This window comes from Rhodomicrobium lacus, assembly GCF_003992725.1.
GTDB lineage: Bacteria > Pseudomonadota > Alphaproteobacteria > Rhizobiales > Rhodomicrobiaceae > Rhodomicrobium > Rhodomicrobium lacus.
The window spans coordinates 326,372-345,846 of the sequence record NZ_RZNF01000003.1; the positions used below are offsets into that span (position 1 = coordinate 326,372).

Consider the following 19,475-nt stretch of genomic DNA (forward strand, 5'->3'; position numbering starts at 1 on the left):
CGGTCAGATAGCGCGCTCGGCACACACAAAGGCGGCGCTTGCGGCGACAGGTAACGCCAGATCCACCCATCCCGCAACGCGACGCCGACCTTCAGGCTGACAAGCGAACGATAGTCCTTTGGAGCCGGTCGACGACCGGCTTTTTCCATTTATGGGAGGTGCACCATGGCGGCTGGCAATTTCGAACGCTGTCTTGCCATCACGCTCAAATGGGAAGGCGGGTATTCCAATCACCCGGACGATCCGGGCGGCCCTACCATGCGCGGCGTGATTCAGCGTGAATACGACGCCTGGCGGAAAAGGCGGGGCAAACGAGCAAGGCCGGTCCGGCAGATCGAGGACGGCGAACTTCGCGCGATCTATCGCGAAAATTACTGGGATGCGATGGCCTGTGAGGCGCTGCCGGCCGGGCTCGATCTCTGCGTTTTCGACGCGGCGGTGAACTCGGGCCCTGGCCGCGCGCGGCAGTGGCTCGAACAGGCGAAATACATCGACGCCTATTGCGACGCGCGGCTCGCCTTCCTCCAGCGGCTTGGGCGACTGTGGCGCGTTTTCGGAACCGGCTGGGCGCGCCGCGTGTCCGGGATCAGGATCGACGCGCGCACCATGGCGGGCCAGCCGGAGGCGCAGTTGCATTTCGACGAAACCCTTCATGCCGGGATGCGCGGTCGAGAGGTTCGCGCGCTTCAGGCGCGGCTTCGGGCCCTCGGTTATCCGGCCGGAGCGGTGGACGGGATTTTCGGTGCGCAGACCCATCGAGCCGTCGTGCTTTTCCAGTACGATAATGGCCTCGACGGCGAGGCGGGCGTTTGGCGCCCCGGGTACGGCAAGGCGCTCGCGGAGGCCGCGCCGATGCTGCCGAGGCGGCGTGAAGTTTCTCGGCGCGATCTCGAAGCGGCAGGCGACAAGCCGCTGCACCAGATGAACCTGCTGCAACGCATCTTCGCGTGGCTTTTCGGGACTGTGGCGGCAACCGAAACCTTTTCCGGCGACAGCGTTCTCGACAGCATCAGCGGCGCGCGCGCTGCGCTCGAACCGCTTCAGGGCGTGATCGCGTGGGCCTCGACAAATCGCTGGCTGCTTCTCTGCGCCGTCCTCGTGGCGGCCATAGCCCTGCTCCGGCTCATCCGAAGCGAGCACGTCAAGGCCTACCGAAACTTCGACTATCAAGGCGCTTCCGCCCCCACTGCCTCAACCGACTGACCGGAGCCAGACACATGAACGCGCTTCTTGCTTTCATTTCATCGTCTTGGGGAAGCCTTGCGGCCTTGGCAGGAAAGCTCGGCGTCTCTGTGGGCGCTCTTGCCTTTCTCGGGCCGCTGGCCCCGATCGTCTCTGGCGTCGCGCAATTCGTCGGCGCGCTCGTGGCCGCCATCGGGGAAATCCTCGCGTCGCTCTCGAAAAGTGCCGAGGGTCGGGTTGCGCTGGCCGTCCTGGCAGCGACACTCGGGCTTCTTTATCTGCGGCACCATTACATCGAAGAGGGGCGAACCATCGAGCGGACGCGGATCGCCGCCTCGCAAAAGCCTTGCCCGGCGGCAAAGGCGGAGAGGCGCGCACGATGACTATCCCCGATGACGGACGGCCCTCGGCCATCCAGCCGGTTGCCGCAACCGGTGCCAACGGTCATCACGGTGCCGTCCCGCTCAGCCGGATTTATCTGCCGTTCGCGATGGTTCTGACGTTCGGCGGCTTTCTGGTCGTTGCCGGATACACGGTTGGCGGCGTCATGTCGGGTCTAGCGCGCGACAAGACAGAGACGGACACCCGCCTCGGCGCGATCGAAAAGGAAATGACCGCCATAAAAAACATTCTGGCCGACCGCTCACTTTGTGTACGGCCGAAATAACACGTTGCCGCGACGAAACGATGCGTGAAAGCCGCATTGTTTCGTCGCTGGCCGAACTCGACTGCTTGGACGCGAAAGCCCTAGATGGATTCGCTCAGATCTTTGGCCGCGCGGAAAGCCACCTTCTTGCTGGCCTTGATTTCAATCGCCTCGCCCGTGGCCGGGTTACGGCCCGTGCGGGCTGCGCGCTTGCGCACTTCAAGCGTGCCGAGTCCGGCGATGCGGATGCGGGCGCCTTTTTTCAGATGCTTGCCGATGCTGGAGACAGCTTCCGACAGAACCTCGTTCGCCTGCTTCTGGGAAAGGCCGTGGGTCTCGGCGACTTCCGTCGCGAGCTGACGAAGCGTCACGATCTCTGCCTTCTCGGGCTTTGCGGGCGCTGCCGCCTTTGCCGCTGCCTTGGGTTTGGCCGCCTCAGATTTCGCAGCCTTGGCCGCAGGCGCCGCTTGCGTTTTCGACATCTCGAGTTCCTTCTTGATTCATGCCTTGGAAAGAGAAATCCGGGCGTCCGTTACCGATGGCTGATCAAACAAACCCATCCCTTTGAGTGCAATCGATGTTGTACGTTCGATCCACCGGGTCAAGAGCACTGATTGCGATTTAGGCCAACAGAATCAGGTCTAAATGGCCATTTGACGCAACGCAACCTTCGAGCCGTGTAGCGCCGCGCGTCAACAACCTTTTCGAGCGAGATGCAGGCCAAATGCTGGTTGCACGGTAATTTTGTAACAAAGTGTGGTTTTTTGGCCCGAAAAACCCTTGTTTTAAGGGAGTTTTCCGCAGCGCTGTTAACAGACCGTCTCGCAATCGAAGCTGCTTGACACGAACGCCGGGCACAAATAGAACATATAGCGAACGCCATTTCGTTGTACCCAACCTGTGTGGAAAAGCGGATCGTGCGGGTACAGTTGTGTTTTGGGCGCTGACGCTTCATGTAAACTCCGCAGCGACTCAATGTTTGATGAAAGGGGCTCTCATGGCGGGCTCGGTAAATAAGGTCATTCTTATCGGCAATCTCGGGGCCGATCCCGAAGTGCGCCACACACAGGATGGCCGTTCGATCTGCAATCTGCGGCTTGCGACGACCGACACGTGGCGCGACAAGCAGACCGGCGAACGGCGTGAAAAGACGGAATGGCATAGCGTCGTCATCTTCAACGAGCAGCTCGGCAAGGTCGCGCAACAGTACCTGCGCAAAGGCGCGAAGGTTTATGTCGAAGGCCAGTTGCAGACGCGGAAATGGCAGGATAATTCGGGAAACGACCGTTACACGACGGAAGTCGTCCTGCAGAACTATAACGGCCAGCTCACCATGCTCGACGGGCGCGCAGGCGGCGCCGGCGGCTATGAAGGCGGCAGCGGTTTCAACGAAGGCGGTGCGAGCTTCGACCGGGGCGACAGCGGCCGCAGTGGCGGAGGCGGCTTCCGAAGCGGCGGCGGCACGGGCGGCGCGAAGCCGCGCGATGCGGGGCAGCCGAAGCCCTTCGACAAGGATCTCGACGACGAGATTCCATTCTAGCGCATGCTGCCGTTGAGTGGCTTTCGCGCGATGACGATCATCGCAGAGCGCAAAAACAAAAACAGGCGTCTCGCGAAAGGCAAATGGACGGCGTCCTTGTCCTCGCGGGGTTCAGCCTGTAAATTCCGACCAGGTTAGCGGCTGTTCTCGCCGTTTTTTATCTTTTCACAACGCCAAGGGTCAGGTTTTGGCAGATCCGTCAGACGGCAACAAGGGCGATCGCGGAGCGGGGGACATTCGTCCCATCCTCATCACCGACGAGATGAAGCGCTCCTACCTCGATTACGCGATGAGCGTGATCGTGTCTCGCGCGCTGCCCGACGTTCGCGACGGGCTGAAGCCCGTTCATCGCCGCATTCTCTTCTCGATGAGCGAGAACGGCTACGCGTGGAACAAGCCCTACCGCAAATCCGCGCGCGTCGTCGGCGACGTCATCGGTAAATATCACCCCCACGGGGATCAATCGGTTTACGACGCGCTCGTCCGCATGGTGCAGGACTTTTCCATGCGCGTGCCCCTCATCGACGGGCAGGGAAATTTCGGCTCGGTCGATGGCGATCCGCCGGCGGCCATGCGTTACACCGAGGTGCGCCTCGAAAAGATCTCGGACACGCTGCTGAACGATCTTGAGAACGACACCGTCGATTTTCAGGACAACTACGATAATTCCGAGCGCGAGCCGACTGTCCTTCCCGCGCGCTTCCCGAACCTCCTCGTCAACGGCGCGGGCGGTATCGCCGTCGGCATGGCGACGAACATCCCGCCGCACAATCTCGGCGAAGTCATCGACGCCTGCCTCGCCTTTCTCGAAAATCCCGCGCTCAGCATCGAGCAACTCATGGAGCACGTCCCCGGGCCGGACTTCCCGACCGGCGGCGTGATCATGGGCCGCGCGGGCATCCGCGCCGCCTATCTCAAGGGACGCGGTTCCATCGTCGTGCGGGGCAAGGTGCATGTCGAGACGATCCGCAAGGATCGCGATGCGCTGATCGTGACCGAAATCCCCTATCAGGTGAACAAGGCGACGCTTCAGGAGCGCATCGCCGAACTCGTGCGCGAGAAGCGCGTCGAGGGCATCTCCGACGTGCGCGACGAGAGCGATCGCTCCGGTTATCGCGTCGTCATCGAGCTGAAGCGCGACGCCATGCCCGACGTCGTGCTGAACCAGCTCTATCGCTTCACGTCGCTGCAATCGGTGTTTGCCGCCAACATGGTGGCGCTCAACAGCGGGCGCCCGGAACAGCATACGCTTCTCGACTTCATTCAGGCTTTCACGCAGTTCCGCGAGACGGTCGTCACGCGGCGCACGAAGTTTCTGCTGGGCAAGGCGCGCGACCGTGCGCATGTGCTGGTCGGCCTCGCCACCGCCGTCGCCAATATCGACGAGGTGATCAAGCTGATCCGCACGGCGCCCGACCCTGCGAGCGCGCGCGAAGCGCTCATGTCGCGCGACTGGCCTGCCGACGACATCGCGCCGCTGCTGCTTCTCATCGACGATCCGCGCTCGCGCATCCACGAGGGCAACGTCTACCGCCTGTCCATCGATCAGGCGAAAGCGATCCTCGACCTGCGCCTGCAGCGCCTCACCGCGCTCGGCCGCGACGAAATCGGCGACGAACTGAAGGCGCTCGCCGACAAGATCCGCGATTATCTCGATATCCTCTCTTCGCGCGCCCGCGTGGTCTCGATCATCCGCGACGAACTCACCGCAATAAAGGAAGAGTTCGCCACGCCGCGCCGCACCGAAATTCTCGATGTCGAAGGCGAAGTGGACGACGAAGACCTGATCCAGAAAGAGGATATGGTCGTCACCGTCAGCCATCGCGGCTACATCAAGCGCGTACCGCTTTCGACCTATCGCGCGCAGCGACGCGGCGGCAAGGGCCGCTCCGGCATGACGACGCGCGACGAAGACTTCGTCACGCGCCTGTTCGTCGCGAATACACACACGCCTGTGCTGTTCCTTTCCTCGCGCGGCATGGCCTACAAGATGAAGGTCTGGCGGCTGCCGCTCTCGGCCCCGCAGGCGCGCGGCAAGGCCCTTATCAACCTTCTGCCGCTGCAACAGGACGAGACGATCACCTCCATCCTGCCCCTGCCGGAAGAGCGCGACGAGTCGGGCGTGTTCATCCTGTTCGCCACCCGCTCCGGCAATGTGCGACGCAACGAACTCGCCGACTTCGCGGAAGTCCGCCAGAACGGCAAGATCGCAATGAAGCTCGATGCGGGAGACGATATCGCGGGCGCGCAGCTTTGCCGCGAGACCGACGACATTCTCCTCACGACCGCCAACGGTCAGGCGATCCGCTTCCCCGTGACGGATGTGCGCATCTTCAAGGGCCGCGAGTCGACCGGCGTGCGCGGCGTCCGCCTCGAAGAGGATGACACCGTGATTTCGCTCGCCATCCTAAGGCATATGGACGCAACGCCCGCCGAGCGCGCGGCGTATCTCAAGCAGGCGAACGCCATGCGCCGCGCCGCCGCGGGTGAACGCGCCGCGACCGAGGCGGACGCCGCCGAACAGGAGGCAATCGCCGCAGCCGAGACGGTCGATGCCCTCGACGACGGCGAGGCAGTCGAAAGCACCGACATCGCCGACCTCACCCCCGCGCGCTACGGCGAAATGGGAGCGGCAGAGCAGTACGTCCTGACCATGTCCGAGCGCGGCTTCGGCAAACGCACCTCGTCCTACGAATACCGGACGTCCGGGCGGGGCGGCAAAGGCATCATCGCGATGGCCGTCAATGAGCGAAACGGCCGCCTCATCGCATCCTTCCCGGTGGAAGATACGGACCAGATCATGCTGGTCACGAACGGCGGCAAGCTGATCCGGTGCCCCGTCGAAGGCATCTCCATCACCGGCCGTTCCGCACAGGGCGTCACGATCTTCCGCACCGATCAGGATGAGCGCGTCGTGTCCGCCGAACTCATCAGCGACGATGGAACCGGCAACGGCAATGGCGACGGCGCTGATACCGGCGGCGACGTCGAGGGCGAGGACCAATCCGAATGAGCGCGAGGTAACACCGCATGCCTTGCGGTTTCTACGCCGGCAGCTTCGACCCGCCAACGCTCGGCCATCGGGATATCATGGCGCGCGGTCTGGCGCTGTTCGACCGGCTGGTGGTCGGCGTGGGCGTCCACCCGTCGAAAGCGCCGCTTTTCACAGCGGAGGAGCGCGCGGAGATGCTGCGCGACGAGCTTTCGAGCCTCGGCGTCGGTGAGCGGGGAACAGTGGTTTTTTTCGACGGGCTGACGGTCGACGCGGCGCGGGCGCATGATGCGTCGTTCATGCTGCGCGGCGTGCGCGACGCCGCGGATCTCGGCTACGAGACGCAGCTTTTCGGCATGAACCGGGCCATGGCGCCAGACATCGACACGGTGTTCCTTGCTGCCACGCCGGGCTTTGCCCATATCACCGCGACACTTGTCCGTCAGATCGCACAGCTCGGCGGAGATGTGTCGCCGTTCGTGTCACCTTATGTGCTCGGGCGGATTCTCGAAAAGACGGGGCGCCCCGCCGGTGGCCGCAATCCCGCCCCGAACGCGCGATAGCCGCTCGAAATCGCAAACGAAATCGATAAGCAAAGGGTTTCCATGTTTCGTTCCCTGATGTTACTGGCGCTTCTTGTCGCCGCCACGCTCGGCGTTGCCGCTCCATCGGCCCGGGCGGCAAGCCCGGACAACACGCTCTACCTCGATCTGAAGGACGGCCGCGTCGTTATCGAGCTTCTCCCCAATGTCGCGCCGAAGCATGTCGAGCGCGTCAAGAAGCTCGTTCGCGAGGGCTTCTACAATGGCCTTACGTTCCATCGCGTGATAACGGGTTTCATGGCCCAGACGGGCGACCCGAAAGGCGACGGCACCGGCGGTTCGAAATATCCGGACCTTCCCGCGGAGTTCAACTCCACGCCGTTCAAGCGCGGCACGGTAGGGGCGGCGCGCGCGGGCAGCCCCAATTCCGCGAACAGCCAGTTCTTCATTTGTCTGGAAGACGCGCCCCACCTCAACGGGCAATACACCGTCTGGGGCCGCGTGACGGAGGGCATGCAGTTCGTCGACCGGATCAAGAAGGGAGCAGGCGGAGATGGCCGCGTGTTCAATCCGGACAAGATCATCAAGATTCAGCTTGCGTCGGACGCCCGCTGATCACCACATTCCTGTTGAGATAATGATGTGCCGCCCCTCAGGTTGGCGTAGATCCGGTCAAGGCGGCAAGGAAAGAGCTTGAACATGACATCTGCCGATAAAGAAAATCTGGTTCTGGAAACAACCAAGGGACGCGTCGTAATTGAACTTCGCCCCGATCTTGCGCCGAACCATGTCGCGCGCATCAAGGAGCTTGCCGAGCAGAAGTTTTACGACGGCGCGCCCTTTCATCGGGTCATCGAGGGATTCATGGCGCAGACAGGCGATCCGACGGGCACCGGAACCGGTGGCTCCGGCAAGAAGCTCAAGGCCGAGTTCAACAAGGAAAGCCATCAGCGCGGCGTCGTCTCGATGGCGCGCGCGAACCATCCCGACAGCGCCGACAGCCAGTTCTTCATCTGCTTCGATGATGCGTCATTCCTCGACGGGAAATATACCGTCTGGGGCAAGGTGATCGAGGGCATCGAGAACGTGGACAAGATCAAGCGTGGAGAGCCCGTGCGCGACCCCGACAAGATCGTGACGGCGCGCATCGAAAAGGCCGCCTAGCGCGGCAGATAGACCGACCTTCAGGAACGAGCGCCAGCGTCCGGCAGGATGCGGGCGCTCATCTTTTGTTTTCGGGCCTGCCCTGCCACGGGCCGCCGTTTCATCCGCAACGCATCGTGCACCTCAGCGACTTCGACTTCGAGCTTCCCAAATCGGCCATCGCGCTCAGGCCCGCGAGCCCCCGCGACGCCGCGCGGCTGCTGCGCGTCGATCCCGCCGCGCCGGAGCCGCTCTCCGAAGCCACGATCCGCGACCTTCCCGCCTTTTTCCGTCCCGGCGACATCCTGGTGTTCAACGACACCAGGGTTCTTTCCGCCGAACTCTCCGGCACGCGCCCGCCCCGCGATGCCGACGCGCCCGCCGTGGACGTCTCCCTGAACCTGATCGAACGCGAAGCATCGGGGGCGTGGAAAGCCTTCGCGCGGCCTGCGCGGCGGCTTCGTCCGAGCGACGCAATCCACTTCGAGACCGGGGAACAGGCTTCGCGCCTGATCGTCGTCGCCAAGACGGAAGAGGGCGTCGTCATCGTCACGGCACCGGACGGCGACAGCGTCGAGGCCGTCATGCAGCGCCACGGCGCAATGCCGCTCCCGCCTTACATCGCTCGCCAGCGTCCCGCCGACGAACGCGACCGCTCGGACTATCAGACGGTGTTCGCGCGCAACGAAGGCGCCGTCGCGGCACCGACGGCCGGGCTTCACTTCACGCCCGAGCTTTTGGCGCGGCTTGCCGAGCGCGGCGTCGAAACCGCCTTCGTCACGCTTCACGTCGGCGCGGGCACCTTCCTGCCGGTAAAGACGGATTCTGTCGAGGATCATGAAATCCACGCCGAGTGGTTCGAGATCGGCGAGGAGACGGCACACGCCATCAACGCTGCCCGCGCACGCGGCGGTCGCCTGATCGCGGCAGGCACGACATCGCTGCGCGTGCTCGAAACCGCCACCCGCGAAGACGGCTTTATCGAGCCCGCCAAAGGCTTTACAAGGATCTTCATCAAGCCCGGCCACCGTTTCAGAAGCGCGGACATCCTCGTGACGAATTTCCACCTGCCGAAATCGACCCTGTTCATGCTCGTCTGCGCCTTCTCGGGCACCGACCTGATGAAACGCGCCTACGCTCACGCCGTGGAGGCCGATTTCCGCTTCTATTCCTACGGCGACGCCTGCCTTCTCTCCCGCGCGGACGCCCAGCCCGCAACGGTCCGCCCATGACGCAACCCTTTTCCTACAAGCTCATCGCGCAGGACGGCGCGGCGCGGCTCGGCGAAATCGCAACGCCTCGCGGCGTCATCCGCACGCCCGCCTTCATGCCGGTCGGCACGACCGCGTCGGTGAAGGCGGTCTTCCTCGACGATGTGAAGGCGGCAGGGTCCGACATCATCCTCGGCAACACCTATCATCTGATGCTGCGCCCCGGCGCGGAGCGCATCGCGAAGCTCGGCGGACTTCACAGCTTCATGCGCTGGGACGGCCCGATCCTCACCGATTCCGGCGGCTTTCAGGTGATGTCGCTCGCGCAGCTTCGGAAGCTGACCGAGAAAGGCGTGACGTTCCGCTCGCATATCGACGGCGCGATGCATGAATTGACGCCCGAGCGCTCCATCGAGGTGCAGAACCTTCTCGGCTCCGACGTCCAGATGCAGTTCGACGAGTGCACCCCGTTCCCCGCGACGTTCGAGGAAGCGGAAAGCTCGATGCGCCTGTCGCTCAGATGGGCGGAGCGCTCGCTCGCGGCGTTCGCGCAGTACGGCCAGCCGGGCCGCGCGCTGTTTGGGATCGTGCAGGGCAGCGTCTATCCCGAGCTTCGCAAAGAGTCGGCGGCGAAGCTGACGTCGATGGATTTTCACGGCTATTCGGTCGGCGGGCTCGCGGTCGGCGAAGGCCAACGCGCCATGTTCGAGACGCTCGATTTCACCACGCCGCTTTTGCCCACGAACAAGCCGCGCTATCTCATGGGCGTCGGCACGCCGTCGGACATCGTGGGCGCCGTCGAGCGCGGCATCGACATGTTCGACTGCGTGATGCCGACGCGTTCCGGCCGCCACGGACAGGCGTTCACATGGGCGGGCAAGCTCAACATCAAGAACGCCGCGCATATCGAGGAACTGCGCCCGCTCGACGAGACGAGCACATGTCCCGCCTCGCGCGATTATTCCCGCGCCTACATCCACCATCTTTTCCGCTCGGGCGAGTATCTCGCGCCGATGATCCTGTCGTGGGCTAACATCGGCTTTTATCAGGAGCTTATGGCCGCGATCCGGAAGTCCATCGCGGAGGGCACCTTCGCCGATGTCGCCGCTCGCGTGCGCGCCGTCTACCCGTCGACGGTCGAAGACGACGCGGGCGCGGACGCCGAAGGCGCCCGCTCCCTGAAGAGCAGATAAATTCCCGAGGCCACGATGATGGCTGCGCCGACCAGCGTCCAGATGTCCGGCACATCGTGGAAAACGAGATAGCCGAGGCACGTCGCAATAAGGAGGTTGACGTAGGTGAACGGCGCGATAACGGGCGCGGGCGCACGGTCATGCGCGAGAATCAGGAACCAGTGCCCCATTCCCCCCAGAAGCCCCATGCATAGTAGAACGGCCCAGGCGAGCGTATCCGGCGGCATCTGCCAGTTCCAGAGGGCGACCGGCGCCATGATGACGGCTCCCGCGAGCGGTGTGTAGACGAGCGTCGTGCGCGGCGCGTCGAAGCGCGCGAGATAGCGCGTCCAAAGGCTGTAAAGTGAATGGCAAAACGCCGAGCCGAGCGCCAGCGACACCGCCCAGTGAATGCCGCCGAAACCGGGTTTCGTCACGAAGATGATGCCGGTGAAGCCGACGCAGATCGCCGCGAGACGATGCCATCCCACCCATTCGCCAAGCAGCGGCCCCGCAAGCGCAGCCACGAAGAACGGCGCGAGAAAATAGATCGTCGATGTCTGGTCAAGCTGGAGAAACTGAAGGGCCGCGAAGTTGAAAGCCGTCGTCGCGAGAAGCAGCGCGCTTCGCAGGATCTGCTGACCCGGCCTTTGCGACGGCACGGCGCGCGCCACGCCGCGAGGGCCGAGCATCACGACGATGAGCACCGCGTTCATCAGAAAGCGCACCCAGATGATTTCGACCACCGGAATGTGCTCGACGGTGCCGAGAAACTTCGCGCTCGTGTCGAGGAAGGCGAAGAAGCTCACCGCCGTCAGCATGAACCCGATGCCGAGGAGGCGGCGGTCGGAAGATGGGCGCTCGACGGCAGTTGCCGGAACCGCCGCGGCGGGCTTCGTGAGAAGATCGGTCATGTGAGGGGCAAAAAGGGCCGGGTTTGTTATGGACAGAACGCTGCCGTACCCTGCAAGACGGACGGTGCGACATTTCAGCTTACCATGGATGAGCGCAGAATGTGTCGCGGCGATGATGGCGCCGAAAGCATGCCTGCATAGCGAATTTGCAACGCCAGGCAAAACTTCGCCATGCGGGGTTGGCATGAAGCTATCCACCTTCCTATATCGTCAGTATGAAAATCATTGTCTTTGGAGCGACGGGCGGTACTGGCCGCGCGACCGTTGAGAAAATTCTCGCCGACGGGCATCAGGTGACGGCCCTCGTGCGCGACCCGTCGAAATTGCCGGCCGACAACGCACTCACCGTCGTCAAGGGCGACGCGCTGTCCGCCGAGGATGTTGCGCGGGTGCTTCCGGGCCACGACGTCTGCGTCATCAGCCTCGGAAATTCCCGCAGCACGCAGGGAAGAAAGCGTACGATCAATCCCCACATCTGCGAATATGGAACGCGCAATATCCTCGCTGTCGCCGAGCCCGGCTTGCGGCTGATCGCGGTGACAGCCTTCGGCATCGGCGATACGCGGGACAAGAAGTCGTTCCTGTTCTCCATTGCTGCGGCATTGTTCATGCGAGCGATCCTCGCCGACAAGGAAAAGCAGGAAGCCGCGATCAAGGCAGCGCCGAACGATTTCGTTCTGGTCCAGCCGGTTGGGCTGACGAACGGCCCGGCGACGGGGAATTATCTCGCCAGCGCCGACCGCAAGGCGCGCAAGATGACCATCTCGCGCGCGGATGTCGCCGACTTCATAGCGAAGGAAATAGCCTCGCCCGAACATCACCGGCAGACGGTAGCTCTGTCCGGCTGACGCATTCGACCGCGAGAGAGGTTTCCCGGACGATCGCGACCGCCGGAGCGGTCTTCTGCGCCCTACCCGACTGACGCCGTCAGCGAGGGCGGCACGGCAGGATATAAGTGAACCCCTTGAACCGGGAATAGTCGGCGTCGCCGAAGAACGGCGCGATGTCCACGCGCTTGTCGGCGCGGATTCCACTATTCTGCCCAAGCATGTAAAGCGGATCGATCAACTCGGCCTTCTTATTCAGGAAATATTTCAATCCATTCGCCTTTTCCACCCACTCGATCTTGTTGGGATCGTCCACCTCGTAGATTTCCCAGTGGACCTCAGGCAGATAGCTTCTGTTGCTTCCGGGTGTGGCCACCCGGCCGATCACCTGCCCCCGCACTATGTGTTCTCCCTCCCTGAAGCGTTTGACATCGTTCCAGCGAAGATGGTCGAACTCGGAATAATAATGGGGTGGGCCGCCGGACATGTTCAGGTCGGCGCGGCTATGCAAAATGAGGAGCGAGGCTTCCTGCCCCCAGCCGAAGTTGGTCTTCCACGCGGCCACGACGCGTCCGGGTCCGGGGGCATGAATGGTGTCGCCCAGCTTGCCGCCATCGACGCCGGAATGCGCCTCCGAGCGGCGCGTGCCGTCAACATCGATCCAGCTTGCATAGAGCGAGGTCAGTCCCGAACAGACAAAGCCGTCCGGATAGACGGGTTTGAGTCCGGTTGGCTTGATACCAATGCCCTTGAGAGCCGCCAATTCGGTGCGCGCAGTCGTCGTCATGATGAGTGTGATAACCGAGGCGAGCAAAAAAAGCGTTGCCTTGCCGCACGTTATCGCTCTCTGCGGCGGAGACGACGGGAATCGGGCTTTTCCGATTTCGATGTCGGGCATGTTCCGTCGATCCAGTTCGCACGTTACCGAGCCACACGCCATGCCCGACTGTCGCGCTGCCGGGAAAGAAACGCTGCGCAGAATGTCACAAGACTCTTTCCAAACCATCGCTCTCGCGACAGCAAGCAGGCGCTCTGACTCATGATTTCGCACCACCGACGCCTGGCCATTGCATTTTTACAACTTATGCTAACTATTTCCCGAATTCATTCAACCCAAGATTGTCGGCAAAAAGCGAATCGCGTCTTCCTATCCAAAGCAACGGTGGGAACGGGGATTTTGCATGAAGAATTACTCAGTGGGGGCCGCCTTTGCCCTGCCGCTTATGCTTTTTCTCAGCCCGGTGATGGCGCAGGACGCAGACGAAGCTCCGCCAATATCTGCCGCGCTCTGGCAAGGTACAGACATCGCCAATCGTTCGACAGCAGTTTGGGTCGGGGGTGCTTACGCCGTCAATAACGATCTTACATCGCATGGCTTCCTGCTGCGGGCCGATGCGGAATATAACGAATACAGCTATTTCACCGACGACCTCGGGAAGATCAACGGCAAGGAATGGCAAGGCGATGTGATGCTCGGCTATCAGCTCGTCTATACAACCTTCTCAGCCGGTCTTTATATCGGTGTCGATATACGCGACGACCACCTAAACCCGCGCGATCTCTCGAACAGCGTGAGAGGCAACGAGGTCGGATTCAAGGTCGATGCCGACTTCGAGACGGAAACGGAGCTGCCTTATTATATCGGCATAGACGGATACTATTCCACTGCTTTCTACAGCTACCTCGCGCGCGGTCGCGTCGGCTTCAAGATTATCGAAGAGCTGGATAATAACTTCAAGCAGATATTTGTCGGCGCGGAGGGGTATGCGCTTGGTAACGAGGAAAGCGACGCGCAGCGTGCGGGCGGCTTCCTCAAGTTCGAACTTTCCAACCTTCTCGTTCGAACTGCATCGATCACCCTGTCAGGCGGCTATCAGTTCGTGAATGGCTCCAACAATAACGGGCTCGGCGCCACATCCACTTCAACAGTCGGTGGCGAAGGCGGCTACGGAATGGTGGAGTTCAAGTATCTCTTTCGTCCGTAACGGTAAAAAGACGTCGCTTCACACTGTGTGATTACCCCAGCGCCTGCCTCATCCTGCTCGGATGACACAATAAAAAGCGATAACTTCGGAATATTCGCGCCCGATTTTGTCTTTGAATAATGCAATTCGATACAGAATGCGAACATAGGGAAGCCTTTCATGCGACTTTCACTGAAAGCACTTCTTTTAAGCTCATTCATCATCGCGCCGTTCAGCGTGTCGCTGTGCCAAACCGCCGATTACGACCTCTGCCGCGATGACGACTCCGAAACCGAAGCCCGGATCGCTGCATGCGCGCGCGTGATAGACGACACCAAGGTGCCGCAGGATTTTCGCGCCCAAGCGTATCTCAATCGCGGCGAGGCGTTAGCCGACAAGGGCGATTTCGACGCCGCTATCGCAGACGAGACTGTGGCGCTGAAGATCAAGCCCAACTTTGCGGAGGCACACAACCTGCGGGCCTGGATTTACTTCAAGGCCGGTAGAGCACGCGAAGGGCTGCCGGATGCGGAGCGAGCCGCCACGCTTGCGCCATCGAATGCCCACGCACTTGATACGCGAGCCCATATTTATGAGGCCCTCGGCCGAAAGGAAGAAGCGCTGGCCGACTATAACAGGGCACTGGCGATCGATGCGGGCTTGAGCGAGAGCAAGGACGGGGTTGCGCGCTTGCAGGCGGCTCGCCCCGCCCCGTGACCGCGATGGACGACTTCTCGCAGTCGTCCTGGTCGACGGACTTTCCCAATCTGAGCGGGATAAGCGTCCCACTTGCTGCGTTTTCGATCTCGCTTCAGTCAGGCTTCGCTGTTCCACAGCCTCCTTCCGGAGACGCTCGCCAGTTCCGGCGCGTCGTCTGCCTTCTCATACCGCAGGCCGTCCGTCACGATCTCCAATCGCTTTCGTCTTGCCTGGACGAAAACGACTTACGCGACGTGGCCCGCTACAGAAAGCATGAACGGCAGATGGGCATGGCGGCCGCGCGCATCGCGTTGAAAGCGGCTCTGCATGAACTGGCGGGGCGACGTTTCGAAGGGCGCGCCGCGCTGGACAAGACCGAGACAGGAAAACCCTTGGTGGCTCACCCTCCCGGCTTTCATGCGAGCATCGCTCACACCGATCAGCTTGATGCTGTTGCGGTCGCCGAGGGAATCGACGTCGGCATCGATATCGAAGCGACGGCCATTGCGCCCACCGAGCCCATGCTTGCCGGCTTTCTGTCGAAGAGCGAACTCACCACGCTGGAAAAAATGGGTGCCGACTTGCGGCACGATCTTTTCCTCAAGCTCTGGACAATCAAGGAGGCACTCGCCAAGCTGACGGGTGAAGGGCTGAGCGAAACCGCTTCAGAGTGTGGAATTTCGGACCGGGGACCGTCCTTTGTGCATGTCGATTGCACGGGCCGCCGATCCGTCGTTTTTGCAACCCGGATTGCAGATCTCACTGGCGGGCGAGAGCCGGGCCGTCTCGCGCTTGCCATCGATGCGCGGCATCTTGCTGAAGTCGTCGGGCTTCATTTCAGCCTGGTGCTCGGTAGCGGCGGCGGAAGAGCACGCCCGCCTTCGAGATGAAGGAGAAGCTAACAAGCGGGTCGCCCGAATTCCGTCAGGCCTGCGCCCGGCTTCTCATGCGCGAAGTGCTTGGAAGTATGAGGAAATCCGCATCATCGGCTCAAGGGCGATCCTCGCCAGAGCCGCATCGACCGATGCGCGGACAAACTCCGCCCGCATTTCTCTTTTTTGTTCGGAAATGGCGCCCCGTAGGAGAATCGAACAAGCGTGATAAAACAATTACTTAGTAGAAAAAGTGGGACAATCAGGGTCTATGTAATCTCATGGCTCTTTTCACGAATGTCCCACCGCAAATGAGCTTTCTGGCGACCGCGCGACAGTGCGGCCGATCATCGAAGATTGCATCTCCTGTGACCAAAACCGCGAGGCAAGCGATGGGTAATGAGAACCGGACGTCTATGCTCAAGATCCGGCTGACGAAGTCGGAAATGGGTGACCTGAAGGAGCGGGCCGATGCCGAGGGATTGAGCCTCTCCGCCTGGGGAAGATCGCGGCTGCTGAACGTCCCGGATGAAGCGGCACAGATCATCGGGACCATGCGGCGGGCGATCATCCTCGAGGCAGCAAAGCTGGAGATGATGCCCGAAGCGGAACTCCGGGCGGCGCTCGAACGCGAAGCCGCGGTGAACGCGAGCATCCTGTCAGAGCGCGAAGGACGATCGCCAAGCGCGTGAAGCGGGGCGTTGCGTCGAGCTATACGGGACTCGCGACCTATATCCTCGGCCCGAAAGGCGCGCGCCGCACGGAGGTGATCGCGCGGCTGTCCGATTATATCCTTGACAAGGCCGGCGCGGGCGGTCGCGTCGGCGGCATCCGCATCACCAATTGCGGCACCGACGAGCCGGACTGGGCGCTCTCCGACATCATCGCGACGCAGAAGCGCAACACGCGCGCCAGTGCCGACAAGACCTACCACCTCGTCGTCAGCTTCGCAGACAATGAGCGGCCCAGCGACGAGGTGCTGGAAAAGATCGAAGAGCGGCTCGTTGCCGCCATCGGGCTCGAAGCGCATCAACGCATGTCGGCGGTCCACATCGACACCGACCACCTCCACATGCACATCGCCATCAACAAGATCCACCCGACGACATTTCGGATGCACGAGCCGTATTTCGACCAGAGAAAGCTCATGACGGAGTGCGAGCGGCTGGAAAAGGAATTCGGCCTCTTTCGCACGAACCATGGGCGTTCGACCGACCCGCAGCCGGTTGAGGTGACGCGAGCGTTCAGGGCGGAGCTTCAAAAGAATGGCGTCGGCCTTGCCATGCTCGACGGCGCGGCGAGTTGGGATGACGTGCAGCGGCGCTTCACCGAGCGGAAGCTGGTGCTCAAGCAACGGGGCGCCGGGCTTTGCGTGGAGGACGAGAACGGGCGCCGCGTGCGCGCCAGCACGGTCGACCGCGCTTTCGGCATCGGCCAGATGGTGCAGCGGTTCGGGCCGTATCCGGGCAACGAACGCGCGGGTGCTCCAAGCCGCCCGGCAATCCAGCGCGATCCGGTCGACAACCGCCTTTGGGCGCACTATCACATCGACCGCATCACGAAGCGCCGCGCCCGCGAGAAGGCACTTCAACGCATCAGGAAGGAAGCGAACGACGCCTTTCAGCCAGCGCTTGACACCTACAAGCGCCTGCGGTCGCGGAACGCCAACGGCAGGCCGCCGAAAGGCAGGCGGGATCGGTTGAGCAAACTTCGCGAGGAACTGACGAGGCGGGCTCGCGAAATCGCGCAAGACATGTCGGTGAAGCAGGATGCCATCAGCCGCGCCTGGCCGCGATGGAGCTTCGACGAGTATCTGGCCAACGCCGCGCAACAGGGCAATGGCGACGCGCTGGCGCTGCTTCAGCGCCGCAACAAGGAGCAGGCGGCGCTCGACGCCGCATTCATTTCAGCCGCAAGCGGCGCCGACGCGCGCCGCATCGTCTACCGCCATCTGAAGCCGTATGTACTGAAAAACGGTTCTTCGGTTTATTACCTGCGCGACGGCGGCAAGGCCATCGACCGCGCCGACAGGATCTATGTGCCCGAGGTTTCGCTGCAAGCCGCCTATCTTGCCCTCGATCTCGGTGCGACCCGGTTCGGCGGCCAGCCGCTCAGGATCGAGGGATCGGCGGAGTTCAAGGCGGCGGTCGTCAAGGCAGCCGCCGTTTCGGGCCTTCAGATTACGCTCGAAGATCCGCGCCTCGAGGCGCAGAGGCAAGCGGCACTTGCCGAGCGGCAAGACATCCTCGACGACTACATCGCGCGGCGCAATGACCGCACGGCGCGAAGCCCCGGCTTTCCGCCGCATCGGCTGCTTTCGCCGACAGGTCGGGGTCCGTTCGTCTATCGGGGCCGAAGAACGCTTAAGGACGGTCGCCCGGTAATCGTGCTCCAGCAAGGCGACATGTGGTTCATAAAGCCCATCACCCTTCAAGAAGCCGAAGCCTTCGCGCAAGTAACGTGTGGAGCAAAACTGCAACGGCTGGAACAGGTCACGGAAAAACAGAAAGGGCGGACGCGGATATAAGTAGGCGGCGCAATGCTGAAAAACAGCCAGCGGTCGGACGGGTGGATTACAAAAAGCATATTATACGTCTAATATGAGGCTCGCGAGTGCTCTATGAGCCACACAGTCACCGCGCTCGAGTTTCGACGCAAAATCGACGAGTGTCAGCGCTAGTTGTTTAGTCCCATGCTGTGATGATCTGATTTTCGGATGAAAAGGTATGGTTTTTTCTCGCTGAGCCTTCGGATCGAAGGTGTTCGGAAGCGCAAGATCTTGAGTTGCCGAGCAACGCTGTAGACCGAAAGCCTGTCGCGGACGTGACGGCGGAGACCGTCGATTCGGGCCGCAATGGAGGGTTTGATGGTTCGCACCATGCGTTCGGCCTGAACGTTGGCCCGTTGGTGATACGGTTCGGTGAACCTGTGTTGGATTCCGCTCTCCTCGCATATCTTACCGAAGACGTGGGCGTGAAGCCGCCGGACCGCTCGCACTGGACGAACTGCACGCCGTTGTCGGTTAGAACGGTATGGACTTTGTAAGGCACTGCCTTTACGGGAATCTTGAGAAAGGCGGCAGCTGTGAGTTTCGTCGCCTTGCGATAGATGCGAGCGAACACGAGCTTCGAGGTGCGGTCGACGGCGACGAACAGGAAGCCCTTGCCGCCTTCGTACTCCGTGTCGTCGATGTGGAATCAGCAAATGTAGTAGGCATTGAACTGCTTTGGCTCTTCACGATCGGACATCAGCAACCGCGAGATGCCGTTGCGGTGTTCTGGAGCGACAAGAGTCGTCTTCATTCGGCAATATATGATGGCGCACAGTAACAAATTTCCTTACTTTCGGGATATAGAGTTCGGGAGGCAAAAATATTGGATTGGATTTATGTCGATAATCTAATGCCTCTATTGAAGGCAAGCGTGTTAGCGCCGTTAAAAAATGGACTTGTCTCCACGACATGGACGCATTCGACATGGCATTCCGTAGCGGCTGCAGACTTCGCGGCGGGCTTCGAGCAGATGCATCTTCATGAGAAATCTCCATGACGGGCTTGCCGGAAGCCTAGCTACCGTTACGCCCCTTTCACACTTTAATTTTCGGGGGAGATGCTGTGGCCCGCAGAAGGAACCAGTCAAGACTAGGGTTGATCCGCAGGGACGGCTTTGCTCCTCTTTCCCCGAACGCGGTCTTTTTATTACCAAGCGGAGACCGCTTCGCCTTCGGCGCAGTCCTTTACGACAGTGCCGACGTTGTGCCATTCGGTGACAG

General features: G+C 61.7%; 19 protein-coding genes and 1 pseudogene. 16 read left to right on the forward strand and 4 right to left on the reverse strand.

All coding sequences use genetic code 11. The features are described from left to right. Positions 1-165: 165 nt before the first annotated feature. The 3 genes from EK416_RS06175 to EK416_RS06185 are packed head-to-tail and all read left to right on the forward strand — an operon-like array spanning position 166 to position 1,849. Complete coding sequence (locus EK416_RS06175; protein WP_127076636.1) at positions 166-1,203, forward strand: glycosyl hydrolase 108 family protein; 1,038 nt, start codon at positions 166-168, stop codon at positions 1,201-1,203. 14 nt (positions 1,204-1,217) lie between these two features. Beyond that, entirely contained in the window at positions 1,218-1,565 is a 348-nt protein-coding gene (locus EK416_RS06180; RefSeq protein WP_127076637.1) for a hypothetical protein, read from the forward strand. Continuing rightward, positions 1,562-1,849 (forward strand): hypothetical protein, encoded by a 288-nt coding sequence (locus tag EK416_RS06185; protein WP_127076638.1) that lies wholly within the window; start codon positions 1,562-1,564, stop codon positions 1,847-1,849. Before EK416_RS06180 ends, EK416_RS06185 begins: the two co-directional genes overlap by 4 nt. A gap of 80 nt (positions 1,850-1,929) precedes the next feature. On the opposite strand, the gene EK416_RS06190 is transcribed toward EK416_RS06185, so the two are convergent. Beyond that, the gene (locus EK416_RS06190; RefSeq protein ID WP_164729886.1) at positions 1,930-2,310 is read right to left on the reverse strand and encodes an HU family DNA-binding protein; all 381 of its coding nucleotides are present in this window, start codon (positions 2,308-2,310) and stop codon (positions 1,930-1,932) included. 515 nt (positions 2,311-2,825) lie between these two features. On the opposite strand from EK416_RS06190, the gene ssb reads away from it, so the two are divergent. From ssb to tgt, 7 genes are all read left to right on the forward strand, one after another. Further along, entirely contained in the window at positions 2,826-3,368 is a 543-nt protein-coding gene (gene ssb / locus EK416_RS06195) for a single-stranded DNA-binding protein (protein ID WP_127076639.1), read from the forward strand. A 187-nt stretch (positions 3,369-3,555) separates the two neighbouring features. Further along, positions 3,556-6,381: a DNA gyrase subunit A gene (gene gyrA / locus EK416_RS06200; protein ID WP_127076640.1), complete on the forward strand. Its 2,826-nt coding sequence runs from the start codon at positions 3,556-3,558 to the stop codon at positions 6,379-6,381. A 17-nt stretch (positions 6,382-6,398) separates the two neighbouring features. Further along, entirely contained in the window at positions 6,399-6,923 is a 525-nt protein-coding gene (coaD, locus tag EK416_RS06205) for a pantetheine-phosphate adenylyltransferase (RefSeq protein ID WP_127076641.1), read from the forward strand. A 42-nt stretch (positions 6,924-6,965) separates the two neighbouring features. After that, complete coding sequence (locus tag EK416_RS06210) at positions 6,966-7,517, forward strand: peptidylprolyl isomerase (protein WP_127076642.1); 552 nt, start codon at positions 6,966-6,968, stop codon at positions 7,515-7,517. Between the two features lie 84 nt (positions 7,518-7,601). After that, complete coding sequence (locus EK416_RS06215) at positions 7,602-8,066, forward strand: peptidylprolyl isomerase (RefSeq protein WP_127076643.1); 465 nt, start codon at positions 7,602-7,604, stop codon at positions 8,064-8,066. A gap of 116 nt (positions 8,067-8,182) precedes the next feature. Then, on the forward strand, positions 8,183-9,277 hold the full coding sequence (queA, locus tag EK416_RS06220; RefSeq protein ID WP_127076670.1) for a tRNA preQ1(34) S-adenosylmethionine ribosyltransferase-isomerase QueA: 1,095 nt from the start codon (positions 8,183-8,185) through the stop codon (positions 9,275-9,277). Continuing rightward, positions 9,274-10,449: a tRNA guanosine(34) transglycosylase Tgt gene (gene tgt, locus EK416_RS06225; protein WP_127076644.1), complete on the forward strand. Its 1,176-nt coding sequence runs from the start codon at positions 9,274-9,276 to the stop codon at positions 10,447-10,449. The genes queA and tgt overlap by 4 nt, the downstream gene beginning before the upstream one ends. On the opposite strand, the gene EK416_RS06230 is transcribed toward tgt, so the two are convergent. Beyond that, on the reverse strand, positions 10,380-11,342 hold the full coding sequence (locus EK416_RS06230; RefSeq protein ID WP_164729887.1) for a DMT family transporter: 963 nt from the start codon (positions 11,340-11,342) through the stop codon (positions 10,380-10,382). The two genes, tgt and EK416_RS06230, sit on opposite strands and share 70 nt — an antisense overlap. A 215-nt stretch (positions 11,343-11,557) precedes the next feature. Here EK416_RS06230 and EK416_RS06235 point away from each other — a divergent pair, with 215 nt between their 5' ends. Then, positions 11,558-12,190 (forward strand): NAD(P)-dependent oxidoreductase, encoded by a 633-nt coding sequence (locus EK416_RS06235; protein WP_127076646.1) that lies wholly within the window; start codon positions 11,558-11,560, stop codon positions 12,188-12,190. Between the two features lie 79 nt (positions 12,191-12,269). On the opposite strand, the gene EK416_RS06240 is transcribed toward EK416_RS06235, so the two are convergent. Further along, positions 12,270-12,956 carry a M23 family metallopeptidase gene (locus EK416_RS06240; RefSeq protein WP_245433956.1) on the reverse strand — a complete coding sequence of 229 codons (687 nt, stop codon included), beginning with the start codon at positions 12,954-12,956 and terminating at the stop codon, positions 12,270-12,272. A gap of 394 nt (positions 12,957-13,350) precedes the next feature. Here EK416_RS06240 and bcsS point away from each other — a divergent pair, with 394 nt between their 5' ends. The 5 genes from bcsS (at position 13,351) to traI (ending at position 18,231) form a co-directional block, all read left to right on the forward strand. Continuing rightward, entirely contained in the window at positions 13,351-14,154 is an 804-nt protein-coding gene (bcsS, locus tag EK416_RS06245; RefSeq protein ID WP_127076648.1) for a cellulose biosynthesis protein BcsS, read from the forward strand. A 159-nt stretch (positions 14,155-14,313) separates the two neighbouring features. After that, positions 14,314-14,850 (forward strand): tetratricopeptide repeat protein, encoded by a 537-nt coding sequence (locus EK416_RS06250; protein ID WP_127076649.1) that lies wholly within the window; start codon positions 14,314-14,316, stop codon positions 14,848-14,850. Positions 14,851-14,855: 5 nt separating this feature from the next. Further along, the gene (locus tag EK416_RS06255) at positions 14,856-15,722 is read left to right on the forward strand and encodes a 4'-phosphopantetheinyl transferase family protein (protein ID WP_127076650.1); all 867 of its coding nucleotides are present in this window, start codon (positions 14,856-14,858) and stop codon (positions 15,720-15,722) included. 374 nt (positions 15,723-16,096) lie between these two features. Further along, positions 16,097-16,396: a plasmid mobilization protein gene (locus EK416_RS06260; RefSeq protein ID WP_127076651.1), complete on the forward strand. Its 300-nt coding sequence runs from the start codon at positions 16,097-16,099 to the stop codon at positions 16,394-16,396. Continuing rightward, positions 16,393-18,231: a TraI/MobA(P) family conjugative relaxase gene (gene traI, locus EK416_RS06265; protein ID WP_245433957.1), complete on the forward strand. Its 1,839-nt coding sequence runs from the start codon at positions 16,393-16,395 to the stop codon at positions 18,229-18,231. Before EK416_RS06260 ends, traI begins: the two co-directional genes overlap by 4 nt. A 149-nt stretch (positions 18,232-18,380) precedes the next feature. On the opposite strand, the pseudogene EK416_RS17945 reads toward traI, so the two are convergent. Then, positions 18,381-18,976, reverse strand: a pseudogene (locus tag EK416_RS17945) (DDE-type integrase/transposase/recombinase); the annotation flags it as partial. Positions 18,977-19,475 lie beyond the last annotated feature (499 nt).